General features: G+C 34.9%; 9 protein-coding genes. All 9 read left to right on the top strand.

What is annotated here, in order from left to right:
• Positions 1–148: 148 nt before the first annotated feature.
• The 9 genes from BLR17_RS08915 to BLR17_RS08875 all read left to right on the top strand — a co-directional run bounded on the left by BLR17_RS08915 (position 149) and on the right by BLR17_RS08875 (position 19631).
• Positions 149–4981 carry a DUF4979 domain-containing protein gene (locus tag BLR17_RS08915; RefSeq protein ID WP_066329862.1) on the top strand — a complete coding sequence of 1611 codons (4833 nt, stop codon included), beginning with the start codon at positions 149–151 and terminating at the stop codon, positions 4979–4981.
• Between the two features lie 242 nt (positions 4982–5223).
• Complete coding sequence (locus tag BLR17_RS08910; protein ID WP_066329865.1) at positions 5224–6513, top strand: alginate lyase family protein; 1290 nt, start codon at positions 5224–5226, stop codon at positions 6511–6513.
• 684 nt (positions 6514–7197) lie between these two features.
• Positions 7198–9987 (top strand): endo-acting ulvan lysase-like protein, encoded by a 2790-nt coding sequence (locus BLR17_RS08905; RefSeq protein ID WP_169817173.1) that lies wholly within the window; start codon positions 7198–7200, stop codon positions 9985–9987.
• Positions 9984–11927: an alpha/beta fold hydrolase gene (locus tag BLR17_RS08900; protein WP_217635893.1), complete on the top strand. Its 1944-nt coding sequence runs from the start codon at positions 9984–9986 to the stop codon at positions 11925–11927. The genes BLR17_RS08905 and BLR17_RS08900 overlap by 4 nt, the downstream gene beginning before the upstream one ends.
• Positions 11924–13366, top strand: a complete 1443-nt coding sequence (locus BLR17_RS08895; RefSeq protein WP_066329868.1) for a glycosyl hydrolase family 28 protein — start codon at positions 11924–11926, stop codon at positions 13364–13366. The genes BLR17_RS08900 and BLR17_RS08895 overlap by 4 nt, the downstream gene beginning before the upstream one ends.
• A gap of 9 nt (positions 13367–13375) precedes the next feature.
• Positions 13376–14575 carry a DUF4861 family protein gene (locus tag BLR17_RS08890; protein ID WP_066329870.1) on the top strand — a complete coding sequence of 400 codons (1200 nt, stop codon included), beginning with the start codon at positions 13376–13378 and terminating at the stop codon, positions 14573–14575.
• A gap of 27 nt (positions 14576–14602) precedes the next feature.
• Positions 14603–16258 (top strand): glycoside hydrolase family 43 protein, encoded by a 1656-nt coding sequence (locus BLR17_RS08885; protein WP_066329871.1) that lies wholly within the window; start codon positions 14603–14605, stop codon positions 16256–16258.
• 78 nt (positions 16259–16336) lie between these two features.
• Positions 16337–17617, top strand: a complete 1281-nt coding sequence (locus tag BLR17_RS08880) for a MutS-related protein (RefSeq protein WP_066329873.1) — start codon at positions 16337–16339, stop codon at positions 17615–17617.
• A gap of 73 nt (positions 17618–17690) precedes the next feature.
• Positions 17691–19631 carry a glycoside hydrolase family 97 protein gene (locus BLR17_RS08875; protein WP_139068407.1) on the top strand — a complete coding sequence of 647 codons (1941 nt, stop codon included), beginning with the start codon at positions 17691–17693 and terminating at the stop codon, positions 19629–19631.
• Position 19632 lies beyond the last annotated feature (1 nt).

Raw genomic sequence — 19632 nt, 5'->3', positions numbered from 1 at the left:
GAATAAAAATTAAACTTAATTGGTATGTCATTCATATTGATTTAATGTCAAAATGAGATGATGAAAATAAATACAACTTAATGATAATAAGTTGAATAAAAAACTAAAACCACCAAAAAACTATGAATTTATATCTAAAAACCAACCAATGGGAAATTTTAAACTGATAAATATTGACAAAAACTTTACTTTACCCCAATCTTTTGGGTTAGTTGCTACATCTGGAACAGTATCTAAAAAATTATATAATTTGTTCAACACTGCCATCTTGGCCATTGTACTATTACTTTTTTCTATTATAAAAGCTGAAGCACAAACAGGTCTTATAAATGATGATTTTTCTACAGGAGCTACTTTTAACTGGGTTGCTGCAACCGCAGGGTCAACAGGTCAAATTTTAAATGGAAAATATAACGTAAACTTTCCGGCACCATCATCAACCGGAACATATCGGGCCGATTTTAAAAAGAATGGAGGGATAACTATTCATGCTGGTAATTATCCGATTATCGCTTTTAAAATGAACAAGCCCCCACGTTGTAATTATTTTTTTGACACGAACCTGGGTTCTTATAACGGCACAAATAATAATGGGACTAAAATTGTGACAGAGACAGCAAACGTGTATTATTGGGATCTTTCAACCGGTAAGCTGGGGACTACTACACTTTCAACAACCCAGCCTACTACATTGACTTCGTTTCAATTAAAAATCGCTGATATTGTATTAACTTCTGAAGAACTTGCCTCGAATAAAACGAATTATCAGGTGGACTGGGTAAAAAGTTTTGCTTCTGTAGACGCGCTGCGCGCTTACTTAAATCCTTCAGGAACTACTAATCCACAATTTGAATTCAGTGGTACTTTTGTACATCCTGGTTTGCTTCATAATACAACCGACCTTAACAGGATTAAGGATTTAGTAGCTCAACAGGCAGGTCGTCCGTACCAGAGTTATCAGGCTTTAGTAGCTTCGGGTAAAGCCTCTGCCACTTATACTATGAAAGGACCTTACAGTGCTCTTACAAGAGATGCTTCTCTTACTATTGACGGGGTAGCCGGAGGAACGGTCAAAAATAATGTAGAAAGCGATTTTCTGGCGGCTTATTACAATGCATTAATGTATAAAATTAATGGTAATGAGGCACACGCTTTAAAAGCTATTCAGATATTGGATGCCTATTCGGCTACTACTAAATCTATAGTTGGTGCTGATGCGGAGCTAAATGGCCTATATGGATTTATGTTCGTAAATGCAGCTGAAATCATGCGTTCTGCTTACCCTTCATGGGCGGCAGCCAAAGTGTTGCAGTGCCAAAATATGCTGAAGTCGGTTTTTTATCCAATAATTGGAAATTTCAAACCTTGTGCTCATGGTAACTGGGATATTATTTGTATGAAAGCCTTAATGGGAATAGCCATTTTTACCGAAGATACAGCCATGTTCAACAAAACTATAAACTACTATTATTACGGAGAAGGTAATGGAAGCATTAAAAATTATGTACTTACTGATGCAGGTCAATTGCAGGAAAGTAACCGGGATCAACCGCATGTAATGTTGGCGATAGGTTCCCTTGCTGAATTGGCAGAAATGGCCTTGAAACAAGGGGTTGATTTGTACTCCGCTAATAATAATGCTATTATGAGAGGTTATGAATATACTTCTCAATACAATTTGGGTATGGATGTTCCTTATCAAACCAGTTATGATTATTGCGAGAAAAATTATCAGGATTATACACCAACTGCTATTTCTCCCAATGGAAGAGGTGATTTAAGGGCCGTGTTCGAAATTGCGTACAATCATTATGTTTACCGCAAAGGTTTGGCAATGCCTCAAACGATGGCTGTATTAGGAAGAATGGGGGCTGAAGGTGCGCCTTTTGGAGCGGACAATCCGGGGTATGGTTCTTTGTTATTTTATTTGAATCCGGCAAGTGATTATACATTCGTAAATCAGGGATTAATTGATGATAATTTTACAACTTCAACTCAGACATGGAAAGCTGTAACTACCGGATCTGTAGCTACAGCAGAAGACGGGCAATTAAAAATTACTACAGTGATTCAATCGAATGGAAAAGGAAGAGGAGACATGCAGAATAACATTACTACGGTTCATCCGGGAAATTATCCAATTCTTGCCATTAAAATGAAGAAGCCTGTTAGTTGTAATTTTACTTTTGACACAAACTTAGGGAGCTATGGTAATGCTGCTAACAAATGGACAGGAAAAGTAGGAGAGGAGATTTATTATTATGATCTTACTAAAACAGGTTTTGGTGCAACGCCTACTATGTTGTCAACTACTGCTGCTACAACACTTTCAACTTTTCAGTTCAAAGTAGCCGATATTGCTTCTGGTGAAACAAGTTATACGGTAGATTGGGTTAAAACGGTTAAAACAGTGGCAGAGCTAACTGCCTTTGATCCGGCAACGGGTTTAATTAATGATAATTTTTCGACAACTACAGATGGTTGGAGTACAACTACAAATGGAGCTACTGTTGCTGCGGATAATGGTCATTTACGGGTAGGTCTTGCCAAGCAAACCAACGGTTCTTATCGTGGTGATGTCAAAAGAACAGCAGGAGCAACATTATATCCAGCCAATTATCCTATTGTAGCCATTAAGTTGAAAAAACCAATAGTTGCCAATATCACTCTAGATTCTAATCTGGGATCTTTTGGAAATGGCAGTAATAAATGGACTGGTAAAGTGGGTAATGACATTTATTATTTTGATCTTTCTAAAACTGGTTTTGGTACAGGAGGTGTTTTAACTGTTCCAACGAGTTTAACAACTTTTCAATTTAAAATAGCTGATATTACATCAGGCGAGGCTAATTATCAGGTAGATTGGGTAAAGACGGTTAAAACGGTAGCCGAGTTGCAGGCTTTGGTTGCCCCGGCTTATCAGACAATAACTTTCGCAACTATAGACGTTATGAAAATGGGAATGGCAGATTTTGGTTCGGCTACATCCAGTTCAGGACTAACAGTAAGTTTGTCAAGTTCCAATGAAAATGTTGCAACTATTGTAAATGGAAAAATACATATTGTTGGAGCAGGAACTTCTGAAATTTCAGCTGCTCAAGTTGGGGATGCTAACTATTATGCTGCCGATGTGGTGAAACGAAATCTTGTGGTGGTTAAAAATGATCAGAGTATTATGTTCAGTAACCTATCTGCAAAAACAATAGAGGATGCTGATTTTACAGCCGGAGCTATTGCGAGTTCAGGATTGACAGTAAATTATACAAGTTCTAATCCGGAAGTTGCTACAATTGTTGATGGTAAAGTTCACATTGTTGGTGCAGGAACAACCATTATCACAGCTTCTCAGTCAGGAGATGAAATCTACAATGCTGCAACTTCTGTTACACAACCACTAACTGTGAATAAGCTATTTTATGTAGATGCAGATAAAGATGGATTTGGATCGGCTACAACTGCTTTGCTTACTGTGAACGATGCTCCTGAAGGTTATGCTACTAATAATACTGATTGTAATGATAACGATGTTACAGTTCATGAATCAATTTTATATTATGTAGATGCCGATGAGGACGGTTTCGGATCGACTACAACGGCGATGTTGTGTTCGTCAGTCGCTCCTGAAGGATATGCTACTAATAATACAGATTGCAATGATAGCGATGCTACAATTCATGAACCTAAATTGTATTATGTAGATGCTGATAAAGACGGATTTGGTTCAACTTCAACTGCAATGTTGTGTTCGTCAGTAGCTCCTGAAGGTTATGCTGCTAATAATACCGATTGTAATGATACTGATGCTACAATTCATGAACCTAAATTGTATTATGTAGATGCCGATGAGGATGGATTCGGATCGACTACAACAGCTATGTTATGTTCATCTGTAGCTCCTGAAGGCTATGCTACTAACAACACCGATTGTAATGATAGCGATGCTACCGTACACGAACCTATTCTATATTATGTAGATGCCGATGAGGACGGATTCGGATCGACTACAACGGCTATGTTGTGTTCTTCAGTCGCTCCACAAGGCTATGCTACCAATAATACAGATTGCAATGATAATGATGTGACAGTTCATGAGCCTGTTAAATATTATGTTGATGCAGATCACGATGGATTTGGTTCAACAACTGAAGTTTTCTTTTGTACTTCTGTAGCTCCTGAAGGATATGCTACCAATAACGCTGATTGTGATGACAGTAAGCTTTTGTATGCAGATAATGATGGTGACGGATTTGGAGCTGGTGTTGCTTTAGCCTGTGGTGTAGCAAATAATACAGATTGCGATGATACCAATGCAGTTCAGTTAACCGTAAACATTCCAGATGTTTACGCTCTTAATGCAGCTGTAGATGAAAAAAATACTATTTACATTGGATATGGCCCTTCATCTCTTAGCATCACAGCGAATCCTGTGGGAGGAACGGCACCTTACACCTATGTTTGGAGTACAGCCAAAACTACACAAGCCATTTCGGTGTCTGCTGCAGGAACCTATACTGTAGTGATAACTGATAATAAAGGATGTCAGACAACAGCTTCTATTGTCATTAAAACACTTAATGTACAATGTGGTAATTCAGGTGATAAAGTGATGGTTTGCCATAATAACCAAGCAATTTGTGTGAACTCAAGCTCGGTTCAGGCACATTTGAATCATGGAGACAAACTGGGTTCTTGTGTTACTACAAATAAAGTGGTTAGTAAAATTTTAATTACTGATGGAAATACAACTGAAGATGTAGTAGTTTATCCTAATCCTGTGACTTCAATATTGAATGTAAAAGTGAATGAAGTTTACAGTGGCGCGACACTTGAAGTGTACAACATTTTGGGTGTTAAGTTACGTTCTCAATCATTAACAAATACGCTGCAAACGATTTCATTGGAAGGATTGCCTTCAGGTGCCTACTTGTTGTATGTTATAAACGGGAATGATATTACCGTAAAAAATATTATCAAAGAATAAAACTATTAATTGAATTAAAGCCGGCTACTTAATAAAATGTAGTTGGCTTTTGTTATTTATTCGGAATTAATTTTTAATGATAATGATTTGTTGAATTCATTTGGAAATTAGTATTAAATAGAGAATATAAAGAACAGAGGCGTTTCGATCGTTTATTGTTGGTAATTTATATAAAAAAAATATTAGCATAAATAGAGAGGAAAGGTTACGAATTAAAAATTTATTAATTAAAAATTTTAACCATGATGAAAAAAATTTTATTATTTACAAGTATTATACTTGTAGGATTTTCCAATTGTTCTAAAGAAGAAAATTTAGAAGCAAAAACAGAAGCAAATGAAAAAATAAATGAACAAATTATACAAAGTAATGGTTCTACTTTTAAAACTTCAAATACATTTGTTCATCCAGGTACAGTTTTAACCCAAACTCAGATGCAGTATGCCTATAATCAGGCTATTGCCGGTGTTGAGCCTTATAGTACTTCGTTTACAAATTTTCAAACTAAATATAGTGCGTTTTTGTCTCCAACTTATACTTCTCATGCACATACACAAGTAGGAAGGAATTTATATAAGAACGATTACGAGAATGATGCTATGGCAGTTTTTGTAAATGGAGTAATGTGGAATATGACAGGAACAAGTAGGTATGCTGATAAGGCAATTGAATTACTTGATTCATGGAGCTCAACTTTAACTTCAATTCAATATCCAGACAATGATTGGCAACTCTGTGTTGGTTATGGAATGCATTTTATGGTATATGGAGCCGATATGATTTACAACTATACTAATTTTACTCCCGCAAAAAAACAAAATGCAATCAGCATGTTTAATATCATGTACAATTGTATGACAAACTATGCTACACAATATGGTTTAGCTGTACCATTTGTGCGAGATGGATGGCCTTCATGGGGTTCAAGTCAGGGGAAATTCCTTATGGCTTTTGGCGTTTTTTCACAAAATTTAACAATGTATAACCTTGGCGAAAATTATTTTAAAAAGACGGCTGCTGATGGTGCTGATGTAGGTACAATTCAAACTGCTTTTTTAAATTCAGGACAACCACTTGAGGCTGCAAGAGACCAATATTATGTACAGTTGGGTTTAGCAAGTTTTCTTGAAGCGGCTCAAATATCGTATAACCAAGGAAGCACGAGTCTTTATGATTCCCGTAGTGGGGTAATTGGTAAGGCTATAGAATATACGGCTAAATATAATCTTGGGAATTCAGTAACATGGACATCATGGACACCTGATACTTCTATTTGGGGAGTTACCTACCCTGTTACTTCAATTTCATCAAATAATCGTGGTTTATTTCGTCCTATTTGGTATATGGCTTATAATTATTATCATAATTATCGAGGCATGAATATGCCTTATACATTACAGGTTATTAATAATAATAGTATTGAAGGAACAACTTCAACTATTACAGATCAAGTTGGATATGGTAGTTTATTTTTTAATAATACTACACAGACTATTGTGTCTCCTTCATATAATTGGTCAGGAATATATTAAAAAGTAATAAAATCAATTTTTTATTGTACAAAAAATAAATATTAAAAGCTGGCTATTTCTAATAGAATAGTCGGCTTTCTTATTTATAAAATAAATTAAATCTTTTATACTTTTAAATACTATTGATTATAAGTGTTAAATGGTAAAAGTTAATAATATGGAGGGTTTTCCATTGTTTATGGGTTATAATTTATAGTAAATGAATTATAATTTATCTTTAAAAATAGGGATTCTTAGTAATATTGAAAAAGATTAAAGCTGGTTTGAGAATTAAATAATCACAATGCCGATTTACTCTGATTATTGAATAACGAAATCAGAATTTATATAAAAGTTGAAAAAATATAATCGGTCTAGGAAAGATAGTTATACTGATGAATTATATAAAAAAAAACAAGTTTTGGTTAACTTGTAATTAGTGTGTTTCTAATATTTATGGCAGTTGCTGGTTTGCTTAGTCAGCAACTGCTTAATTACAATTTAAGCAAGACAATAAATTTAAAAGTTAAATAAATGATTCTGTGTTTTTTAAACGGTTAAAAATGTTTCTAAGATGGAGATGAATACAATACAAATTTTGGTTAGTTTGTGTTAGTTTGATTACAGTAGTATAGTTGCCAAAATTTGCTTTGGCAACTAGTAATCAAATATTCTGTAACTTACTTAAATAAAATAATGATTGACATGCAAAATAAAATTCTGGTACTCCTTTTTCTACTATTTTCAATAAGTAATGTGAAATCTCAAAACTTACCAGTTCCTCAAAACATTGGGACACAACATCCACGTGTTTTTGGAAAAGACATGTCATTGGAACAAGTAAAAGAACTGGTACAAAAAGAAGATTGGGCTGCAGCTATTATTGCAAAAACTCAAAATAATGTTGTACCATATCTTAAGCATTACAAAACAGATAAAACCTGGTTAGTCTCCCGATTGCAGATGTATTGGAAAACCAAATCAACACAGGTTTACATCAATGGAGGGAAATACGATCATGCTGATGGAGAAGCACCGGTTCCTACTGTAAAGTTTATTGGTGGACGTGGAACACCATCCAGCTATAAAACCCCAAAATTAGAAGATATTAAGCCCTACATGGATGATCCGAGAGGTTTATATCTTCAAAATAGTACTACTAATGTGTGGGAATGGGGACCTATAGCTGCTACAAGTGGTATTACAAATGCTATTAACAGGCAAATTTTAAGTATTGCCAGAGATGCTGCATTTCTGTATTGGTACACCGGAAAGGAAGAATATGCAAATTTAGCATACAGTGTTCTGGATACTTATTTAAAAGGGGTTTACTATTTGAATGAACCTATTGATCTAAGTCATGGACATCATCAAACTTTGGTTAGTTACATTCAGTTTGAAGTCATTCAGGATCATATTTTAAATGAAATAACGCAATGTTATGATTTTTTACATGATTTCATTCGTGATAAAAATCCGGAAAGTTTAACAATTTATGATGCAACCCTACAAAAATGGGCAGACTTACAAATTAAAAATGGGGTGAGTTTTAATAATTGGAATCTGCTTGAAGCAGCTCATATTTCACATATCGCTTTGATTTTAGAAAATAATTCTGCGTATAAAAACGGTAAAGGAGCCCAATATTACCTGGATCAGATTATGAATCAAACCTCAACCAGACAATGGTCTATGAATAAATTGATGGATTATGGTTATGATAAAAAAACGGGAGTTTGGAACGAAAGCCCGGGTTATTCTATGAATGTATTAAGCGATTTTATTTCGTTTGCCGAGTTTTATGATCGTAATTTTAATATTGATTTGTTAAAAGAAATGCCAATATTAAAACAGGCTGTAAAGTCAAGTGCGCAATACCTGTATCCAAATAAATATATGGTTTCTTTTGGTGACGGTCATTATAACAAACTGCGCAAAGAACCTATGCTATACCTGATTGAAAATGCTAAAAAATATGGTAAAAAAGACGATGAGGAGTATTTTACCAAAATGTATCAAACGATTTATAGTGATGAAGCAAGAGAAGGAAAATTTATTGGGAAAAGTATACAGGACCTTTTTGCTGAAAAACCACTACAATTTGATACTAATATAAAAGCAGCTCCACTCATTGATTTTACAACACCTTTGTTTCATGTGCCGCATGCAAGTTGGCTGGTGCAACGTCAGGGAGAAGGAGATTCGGCATTAATGATTAGTCAAATCGGTTCCTTAGGAAATCATATGCATTCTAACGGAATAGCTATGGAATTGTATGGAAAAGGTTTGCCCCTGGCTCCTGAAATGGGTCATGGTTCCAGCTATTTTTCGATTGAATATGCTGAATATTACACTCAGTTTCCTGCTCATAATACCGTAATTGTAAATGGGAAATCCAAGTATCCGGAAATGAAAAGCAACCATGCTTTCAGTTTGAATGCGGCTTATCCTAAAAGTGGGGTCAAAGAAGGTGTTTTTTCCGGAATCACTTTTTCGGATGTGTCTTTTTTAGAGCCTGAAACGTACAGTAATCAACGCAGGGTCATGGGGATTGTTAAGGATACTATTGGAGAGGGGTATTATATTGATATTTTTCGTTCCACTCAGAAAGAGGGTAATAACATAAAGAATGAATATTTTTTTCATAATCTCGGACAAAATTTGGAACTGACGGCAACAAATGGAACTTCATTAGATTTAAAATCAACTTCTAAATTAGCTTTTGGCGATGGCGATTTAATGGCTTATGATTATATGTGGGACAAAAAATCCATAGAGACAGCTCAGGATTTTAAAGGAAGATTCAATTTAAAACTTCAGGACAAAACAGTAAACATGAACCTTTGGTTTCAAGGACAGTCAGACAGAGAAGTTTTTTCAGTGTTATCGCCAAAATCAACTGCTTTGAGTCATGGATTATTATCTGATGATATCAATAACAATCCAATACCTACATTGGTAGTGAGACAAAACGGTGAAGCCTGGAATCGCCCTTTTGTAGCTGTTTACGAACCGGCTTTGAATAATGAAACGAATATTCAGTCGGTGGATTACTTTGGGAAAAATGAGTTTGTTGGTATCCATGTAACTAATAAATCGGGAAAAGAAGATTTTATTTTTTCGAATACGAGTACCAATGAAAAAATGAATTTTAATTCATTTTCAGTTATGGGAACTTATGGGATAATCAGTAAAAAAGCGAATGATTTTACTCTTTTTCTGGGTAATGGAAAAAACATTTCCAATGGGAATTATACGCTTGATTTGGGGAATGAAGTAGCTTCAGCTGTATTAAAAAGCGAAAACGGACTGCTGTATTTCAGTTCGGATGCCGCTTTAACGCTTTCAGTTGTTGTAGAAGGAAAAATCAACAGCGGAATTTTAACGGATGCAGCCGGAACAAAGTATAACGGGATTTATAACAAAAAAGAAAAAACGCTTAGTTTTAAACTGCCTGCATTGTTGTATCAAAGGGTTATAATTGATATGAAATGATGAAAGCGTTGGATCAAATTTTTGTTAAAGTTTATGATGTTGCAATTTTTATTATTTTGCTAACAGCAAGTAGTAATTTATTTGGACAAACCCAATTGTATATAAAACACAGAGATTATAATTTTTCTCCTATTGAAAAGAAAATTCAAACTTGGGTGGACAGTTCTTATTATTCAGGTGCATCAATTATAGTTTCTCAAAAAGACAAAATTATTTACGAAAAATATTTCGGAAATTATAATAAAGAGACTCAGGTATTTATTGCCTCTGCCGGAAAATGGCTGGCTGCAGCAACAATAGCTTCGGTGGTCGAAAAGACCAATCTTTCCTGGGATGATAAGGTGAACAAATGGTTGCCTGAATTTAAAGATGTTAAAGGAGAAGCTACTTTGAGACAGCTTTTTTCACATACTTCCGGTTTTCCGGATTACCAACCCAAAGATTCGGTTACTGATAATTACCAAACATTGGAAGAATCAGTAAAGCACATAGTGAATTTACCAGCTGAAGCCGAGCCGGGAAGTACTTTTCATTATGGGGGATTGGCAATGCAGGTGGCAGGCAGAATGGCTGAATTGGCTACTGGTAAAGATTTTGAAACTATTTTTCAGGAGAATATTGCTATTCCATTAGAAATGAAGAATACTCATTTTGTACCTGTGGATGATAGTGGAGGTCATAGTCCTATGCTGGGAGGAGGAGCAAAAAGTACGCTACACGATTATGCTCACTTTTTAGAGATGATCAGTCATGATGGAATTTATAAAGGTAAACCAATTTTAAGTGCGGCATCTGTTGCAGAGATGCAGTCTGATCAAATAAGAGATGCAAAAGTTGCCAATCACGAATATGTGGAAAGAGTACGGGCTGAAAAGCATAATGGGATTTATGGCTTAGGAGAATGGAGAGAAGAGTTGGATGCTAAAGGCAATGTAGTTTTAATTAGTAGTCCCAGTTGGGCAGGTGCTTATCCCTGGATTGACAAAACGACGAATACCTATGGTTTTTTCCTGACACATGTCAATGTAGCAAAAGCAAATAAAGATGGATTTTCATCCTTTTATAATAGTCCCGTTTTGCCCATTATGGTTCGGGATGTATATAAAAATGCTGCCTTACCCAAAGAGGTAAAAACAGCTTTTGTTGAGGTGGGAAATGCTAAATTGTATTATGAAGAATTAGGAAAAGGAGAGCCACTAATTTTTATCCACGGGCATTCTTTTGATCATAGCGAATGGGATCCGCAATTTTTTGAATTTGCCAAAAAGTACAGAGTCATTCGATACGATTGTAGGGGGTATGGTTATTCGGATATGCCAAAAGAAGGAGAATCTTTTTTACATGCCGAAGACCTTTTGAAAATAATGGATTATCTAAAAATCAAAAAGGTTCATTTAGTGGGACTTTCAATGGGAGGTTTTATAGCAACGGATTTTTTGGCTTTGCATCAAGACCGACTTTTGTCAGCTACAATGGCTAGTGGTGATATTTTTCCGGTTTCTGGACCATCGGAACCTTGGACAAAAGAGCAATTAGCTATTCGAAGAGCAGAAATCGAAAAAATCAAAAAAGCAGGAATCATGAATCAAAAATGGGAATGGTTAAATGGTTTGATGCATAAAGGCGGTACTAATTTAGAAGCAATAAGAAGACCCGTTTGGGATATGATTTACAAATGGGATCAATGGCAACCATTGCATGCTGAGCCTCGGTTAGTATTAGGTAATGATGTGATTCATTTGTTAAAAGGACAAAAAATAACAGTTCCGGTGATGGTTTTAACTGGTGAAGCAGATAAAAATAATCGCAATAAGTTGTTAGAATGTGTGCCTGCTGCCAAACAAGTAATTGTACCTAATGCAGGTCATGTGAGTAATGTGGAAAACCCGGAGGCTTTTAATCAATTAGTCTTTGAATTTTTAAAAAATAATAAAAAATGATATTTAAGAAAGGATATATTTCAATAGTATTTTGTCTTTTGGTTTTTAATGTTTTTGCAGTTAGCAAAGATAGTTTGGTGGTTTATAATGCCACTCAGGATATTATAAATACGATGCATAATAATGACTTTTCAGTAAAGGTTAGAAAACCGGGCGGAGAGTGGAAAGAGTTGTTTGAGTATATTATAAAAGTAGATCAGGTCATTGGTACAGGCCATTCGGTGCAAAATGCTTCGATGGCATCTTTTGATTTTTCAGGAACGGTTGAAGTAGCTGTGACTTCAAATAAAGGAAATATCAATTCAGCTAGGGTAAGACCTTTGTCGAAAGGTATTAGTACCCGAATTAAGAAGAATACGCTATACTTTAACTTGATAAAGCCGGCAAATCTATCGGTAGAAATCAATGATGATATTTTTCATAATCTGCATCTTTTTGCTAATCCAATTGAGAAAGATGTACCGAATCCTAAAGATCCAAATGTCATCTATTTTGGTTCTGGTATTCATGAAATTCCGAATCAAAAATTACAGGTGCCTTCTAATAAAACGGTTTATTTGGCTGGTGGAGCCGTACTTAAAGGGCAAATTAGATTGGATAGTGTCGAAAATGTAAAGATTAAGGGAAGAGGAATTGTTTATCAGGAAATAAGAAGTGGAATACGGATTGCTAATTCAAAAAATGTAGAAGTAGAAGATCTGTTTGCTTCACAGTGTTTTACCGGAGGCTCAGACGGAGTATCAATTAAAAATGTAAAGACTATCAGTTTTTATGGTTGGGGTGACGGGATGAATGTGATGGCTGCTAATAATGTGTTATTTGATGGAGTGTTCATTCGTTCATCTGATGATTGTACTACTGTTTACGGAACTCGTGGAGGTTTTACAGGAAGCTGTAACAACATAACAATGCAAAATTCGACACTTTGGGCTGATGTTGGTCATCCTATTCTGATAGGAACACATGGGAACAGTAAAGATCCCGATGTTCTAGAAAATTTGAAATATACTAATATTGATATTTTGGATCAGAAAGAAATGCAGGTCGATTATCAGGGCTGTCTGAGTATTAATGTAGGGGATAATAATTTGGCTAAAAATGTCCTATTTGAAAACATAAGAGTAGAAGATTTTAGAGAAGGGCAATTGCTTAATTTAAGAGTGTTTTATAATACCAAATATTGTACTGCGCCAGGTTTAGGTATTGAAAATGTGGTGTTTCGTAACATCGATTATAATGGTAAAAATGCCAACTTATCTATAATAGCTGGTTATAATGAACAAAGAAAAATAAAGGATGTGACATTTGAAAACCTTAAGATAAATGGGTTTTTGATACATGATGAAATGCAGGGCAAACCCAAATGGTATAAAACTTCAGACATGGCCCGATTCTTTGTAGGAGAGCATGTGGAGGGAGTTACTTTTAAAATTAAATAAAACGAGATCATGAAAATACGTTCCCAATTAAGTGTTATACTAGGTAGCCTTTTTGTACTTGGATACGCATCCGGTTGTTCAGTAAAAAACAAATTAAAGGCAATAAATGTTGAAGTTAAAAATAATCTGGATTTCAACCGTAAGGAAATTGTTAGTATTCCAATTGGAAAACTATCAGGTTTATTAAAAAATATTTCCGAGAAAAACATTCGGGTTAAATTTCTGGGAGCTAATGAATACCTAAGAACCCAATGGATTGATTATAACAATGATGGAAAGGGAGATGAATTGCTTTTTGAAGCAGAAATTAAAGCAAATAGCGTAGCAAAATATGTAATAGTCACTGATATAGTAAAAGAGCCTGAAAGTAAAATTAGGACTTATTCCCGTTTTGTGCCGGAACGTATTGATGATTACGCCTGGGAAAATAATAAGGTGGCATTCAGAGCTTATGGTCCTGTAGCACAACAATTAGTTGAAGAAGGTAAAGAGGGTGGAACACTTTCCAGTGGTATCGACTTATGGTTGAAAAAAGTGGACTATTCCATAATTGACAGTTGGTATCAAAAAAATGTAGCCAATCCGGGATATTACCATATTGAGCATGGAGAAGGTTATGATCCTTATCATGTAGGTGCCAGTCGTGGTACAGGTGGTACAGGGCTGTGGGAAAAAGATAGTTTACAGGTATCTAAAAATTATGTGAGTTACAAAACTATTGCTACTGGACCTTTGAGAACTGTTTTTGAATTGACTTATGCTCCCTGGAGTAGTTATGGAGTGTATGAAACCAAAAGAATTTCATTGGACCTGAATTCTAATTTTTCAAAATTTGAAGTAAGCTATCAAGCTGATAAAGAAATTCCAAATTATACAGTAGGGATTACGCTTCATGATAAAAAAGGAGAAGTGAATATCAACAAACCTAAGGGATGGTTTCGTCATTGGGAGCCAATTGATAGTGCATTTGTTGGTGAAGGCATTGTCTTAAGTCCAAAATTAATTGATACTGCTTTTGTTCATGATTCCAAAACAGCCGATCAAAGTAATTTGTTAATTCTTACTAATCCGGAGGATAAAATAACTTATTATGCTGGTTTTGCCTGGACAGGAAGTAAACAGATTAGAGATGTTATGGACTGGGATGAAATGCTTGATAAACAAGCAAAAATTATAGCTAATCCTTTAGAAGTTAAGGTAATAAAATAAGGGAGGAATTCGTAAGAAATTAAGAGAATGATTTTTAAAAATAAATATACATATATATTAGTGTTAGGCTTGTCTTTTGGTGCCTGTACATCGGTAAAAAAAACTGAATTACAGCTAAAAGGAGGCAATTATATTTCGGAAGTTTGGCAATCTGATAGGGGTGATGGTACTTACACCAATCCAATTTTGTATGCCGATTATTCTGATCCCGATGTGATTCGTGTAAAGGATGATTATTATATGACAGCAAGTAGTTTTAACTGTATTCCGGGTTTGCCCATTTTGCATTCTAAGGATTTGGTGAATTGGCAGATTGTCAACTATGCTTTGGAACAACAAATTCCTGAAGCCGTTTTTAATATTCCACAACACAGTAAAGGGGTTTGGGCACCGGCCATACGTTTCCATAAAGGAGAATTTTATATCTATTGGGGCGATCCGGATTTTGGGGTATATATGATTAAGACCAAAGATATTTATGGCAAATGGTCAAAGCCAATATTGGTAATGTCAGGAAAAGGAATCATTGATCCTTGTCCGCTTTGGGATGGTGAAAATACGTATTTGATTCATGCCTGGGCAGGAAGTCGTGCCGGGATAAATAGTATGTTGGCTATTAATAAAATGAATGTCGAAGGAACGATGGTTCTGGATGAAGGACAAAATGTTTTTGATGCACACGATAAGCATCATACTATGGAAGGACCTAAATTGTATAAAAAAGACGGCTATTATTACATTTTTGCTCCGGCAGGAGGAGTTGAAAATGGCTGGCAGGTAGTGATGCGTTCTAAAAATATTTACGGACCTTATGAAGATAAAATTGTTTTAGAACAGGGAAGTACTGCAATAAATGGTCCCCATCAGGGCGCTTGGGTGACAACACCTGATGATGCTTCCTGGTTTATTCATTTTCAGGATCAGGGAGTTTACGGACGTGTATTGCACCTGCAACCAATAGAATGGAAAGAAGCCTGGCCAATGATAGGGAAGGATTATGATGGGAACGGAGTTGGAGAGCCCGTACTTTCTAATGTAAAACCTATTGTTGGTAATGGCTTATCGGTAATACATCCTTTTGAAAGCGATGAATTTGAGAATGGAAAAGCTGGGTTGCAATGGCAATGGTATGCCAATTCGTCTGTTAAATGGAGCGCTCAAATTCCGGGAACAGATTATCTGAGACTTTTTACTATAAACCAGAAGGAGGAACCCAATCTTTGGAATGTACCCAATCTATTATTGCAAAAATTACCGGCTCCGGATTTTACGGCAACAACCAAAGTGAAGTTAACTACCGAATGGGAAACGTCTGGAAAAAAAGCAGGCTTGTTGTTAATGGGGAAATCGTATGCTTATGCTGCAATTGCCTATCATGATGGGAAATATTGGGTGCAGCAAATTAGTTGTGTAAATGCTAATGAAGGGACATTGGAAAAACTAATTGAAGAAAAACCTTTAAATTCAAATGAAGTGCAATTGCGTATGAAAATCACAGCTCCTAATGCAGCTTGTCGTTTTAGTTACAGTGAAAACGGAATCGATTTTTTTGAAATTGGACAAGAAGCAATCGCCGAAAAAGATTTATGGATTTCTGCCAAAATTGGAGTTTTTGCCATAAGTCAACCGAATGTTAGAATAGGTGGCTATGCCGATTTCGACTGGTTTAGAATAACAAAATAAAAGTAAGATATGAAGCTTTGCTCAACATTTGAGTTCAATTTTCTTATTGATAAAATAATTAAATAGAAGTAATTTAAGATGAATAATGTCCAAGATTTAAATATTAAAAAAGAGATCTTACCTATTTTTGATTATTCACTTAATCTTTTTGCAAGAAAGAAAATTCTTGAATTATTAGAAACACCTTTATTGGATGAGAAACGGATTATTGAAAGACAAAAAATTTTTCGAGGTTTTGCTTCTAATATTAAAGTTCTAGATAATTATTCTTATACGGTTCTTTATCTAAATGAAGTACATTTTTTTCTTAATGAATTAAAAGCAGAAGATTTAAAAAATACTAAGTATCATTTCTTTACTTCAAATAAAGGAGAAATTTTATTTAATAATAAAATTTATCAATTAATATTATTTTTTCATAGACTGGAATTAAATTATTTTTCAAGACTGAAGTTAGATGTTTTTCCTGAATGCTATCGTTCTGAAATTAATAGGATTATGTCTTTTTTATCATATTTTGATTTACGTAAATACGAATATTTACTTAGAGAAAAGAAGCTTCGCAAGAGTCATATTAATGAAATTAAAGAAAAAATTTCATACTTAATATTGGATAACAGAATTGAAGTATTTTGGGAGGATCTATTTTTATTTGAAGCATATTTGTCAATAAACAGAGCTATTTTAGTAAACAAGTTTACTTTTCCAATTTTTACACAAACCGAAATTAATCTTGTTGATTTTTATCATCCATTAATAAAAAATCCAGTTAAAAATTCTTTGCATACAGCTACTAATGTTATTGTATTGAATGGACCAAATATGTCTGGAAAATCAACGATATTAAAATCGATTAGTTTATGCTTGTATTTGGGAAATCTTGGTTTTGGAATTCCTGCCAGTAAAGGAGAAATACCAATTTTTGCTAATTTTTCCATTGGTATTAATAGGAGGGATGATATTCTTAATGGTTATAGTCATTTTATGCTGGAAGTAATAAATCTTAAGAATATTGTTGAAAGAGCTTCAAAAGGAATAAACTGTTTTGCAGTTTTGGATGAACTTTTTAGTGGAACAAATGTTGAAGACGCACTAGAAATATGTAAAACAACTATTAATGGTGTTAGTAATTATGGTAGTTCCTTGTTTTTTATATCTACACATATTCAGGAATTGAAAAACGTATTAAGTGATAAAGTTGTCACTTATTATTTAGATTGTGATTTGATTGATGATGTACCCACATTTACTTATAAACTTAAAAAAGGGTGGTCAGATATTAAGTTAGGGAGAATTTTATTTGATAAAGCAGGTTTAAATAGTTTTTTCAATTCTGAAGTTAATAATAATGAGAGTTAGTATCTAGTTATCAGATCTGTAAAATTGATTCAAGGTATAATAGAATAGTATATAATTTAAAATTAATATAAAAATGAATAGAATGTATGTTTTGTGTGTGTTGCTTTGTTTTACATTAACAATAAAAGCGCAAGCCATCTTACAAGAAACCGTTCAAAAATTAAAATCGCCAAACGGGGCTTACGAATTTGCTTTTTATCAAAAGCACAATAATGCGGGAGAGAAACAAATGTATTATACGCTTTCTTTCAAAGGAAAAATGGTTGTAAAGGAGTCTGAACTGGGTGTTTTGATTGAAAATCAAACTTTCGAGTCAGCACTTGGAATCCCTAATGATACCTGTAAAGTCTGGGGTGAGAATTTAAATTTTACAGGAGTTCAACGCAATGCCGTAAATGAAACATGGAAACCTGTTTACGGTGAAAATGCTGTTATTCGTAATAACTATAACGAAATGACAGTATCGTTTCGTAAAGGGGAACTTCCTAAAGAAAAGCAAGGCGATGGTTACGACAAGAACAAAAGTTATTTTATGAACGTTGTTGTACGCGCTTACGATGAAGGAGTAGCGGTTCGTTATCATTTTCCGGAACCAACGAATGGTTTATTTCTGCATATTGTTGGAGAACAAACACAGTTTACTATGCCCGAAGGAACTTTGGCTTATTACGAACCGTGGGCACAAGGACCATTTTCATTACTTCCTTTAAAAGACTGGAAAGGGCAGAGTGAGCGTCCTCTTACAATGAAATTGGCTAATGGTTTAACCGTAGCGATAGCCGAGGCTCAAATGACGGATTATGCCCGTATGAAATTCAGTCTTAATGCGACTAAACCCAATACGCTTCAGGCAACAATTTATAGCAGTGTGGATGTTATTCCTGCGTATAGCACTCCTTGGCGAGTGATTATGGCTGCTGAGAAATCGACAGATTTAGTTGTGAATAAAGATATTATTCTGAATCTAAATCCTGAAAATCAATTAAGGGACGTGTCGTGGATTAAACCAGGGAAAGTAATTCGAGTGGCAAAAATGACACAGGCTGACGCTAAAAAATGTATTGATTTTGCTGCCGAACGCAATTTACAATATGTTCATCTCGATGCGGGCTGGTACGGTCCTGAGATGAAAATGAGTTCCACTGCGACTACAGTTTCTGAAACTAAAGACCTAAATATACCTGAATTGTCGGCTTATGCTGCTACCAAGGGAATTGGACTTTGGGTTTATGTTAATCAACGGGCATTGATTCAGCAATTAGATTCTATTTTGCCTTTATATAAGAAATGGGGCATCAAAGGAATTAAATTTGGTTTTGTACAAGTAGGAAATCAACGTTGGACGACATGGTTGCACGAAGCAGTTAAAAAATGTGCAGAATATGGTTTTATGGTGGATATCCATGATGAGTACCGTCCAACAGGATTCAGCCGTACTTATCCTAATTTGATGACTCAGGAAGGAATTCGTGGCAATGAAGAAATGCCTGACGCGAATCATAATACGATTTTACCTTTTACCCGTTTTTTGGCCGGACCAGCCGATTATACCATTTGTTATTATAGAAAAGATATAAAAAATACACATGCTCACCAGTTGGCTTTATCGGTGGTTTATTATAGCCCGATACAGTTTATGTATTGGTATGACCAACCTTCAGCTTATCAGGGTGAATCTGAAATTGAGTTTTTCGATAAGGTAAAAACGGTTTGGGACGAAACAAAAGTACTTGATGGACAGGTGGGAGAATACATTACAGTAGCCCGTAAAACCGGTTCTGATTGGTTTGTTGGTGCTATTACAAATAATCAGGCTCGTAAAATAACCGTTCCAACAACATTCCTCGAAAAAGGAAAGAAATATGTGGTGAAATCATTTCAGGATGATGATAACATTCAAACGCGTACTAAAGTTGCCGTTAAAGAACAATTCATAAAAGGAGGCAGTGAATTAGTTTATGAGTTGAAAGCTAGTGGAGGTGTGGCGCTAATTTTTTCTGAAGTGAAAAAATAAA

It is taken from the genome of Flavobacterium glycines, from assembly GCF_900100165.1.
In the GTDB taxonomy this organism is placed as follows: Bacteria; Bacteroidota; Bacteroidia; order Flavobacteriales; family Flavobacteriaceae; genus Flavobacterium; species Flavobacterium glycines.
The sequence above is the reverse complement of the archived record's forward strand: the minus strand, read 5'-3'. Positions and strand labels throughout refer to the sequence as shown.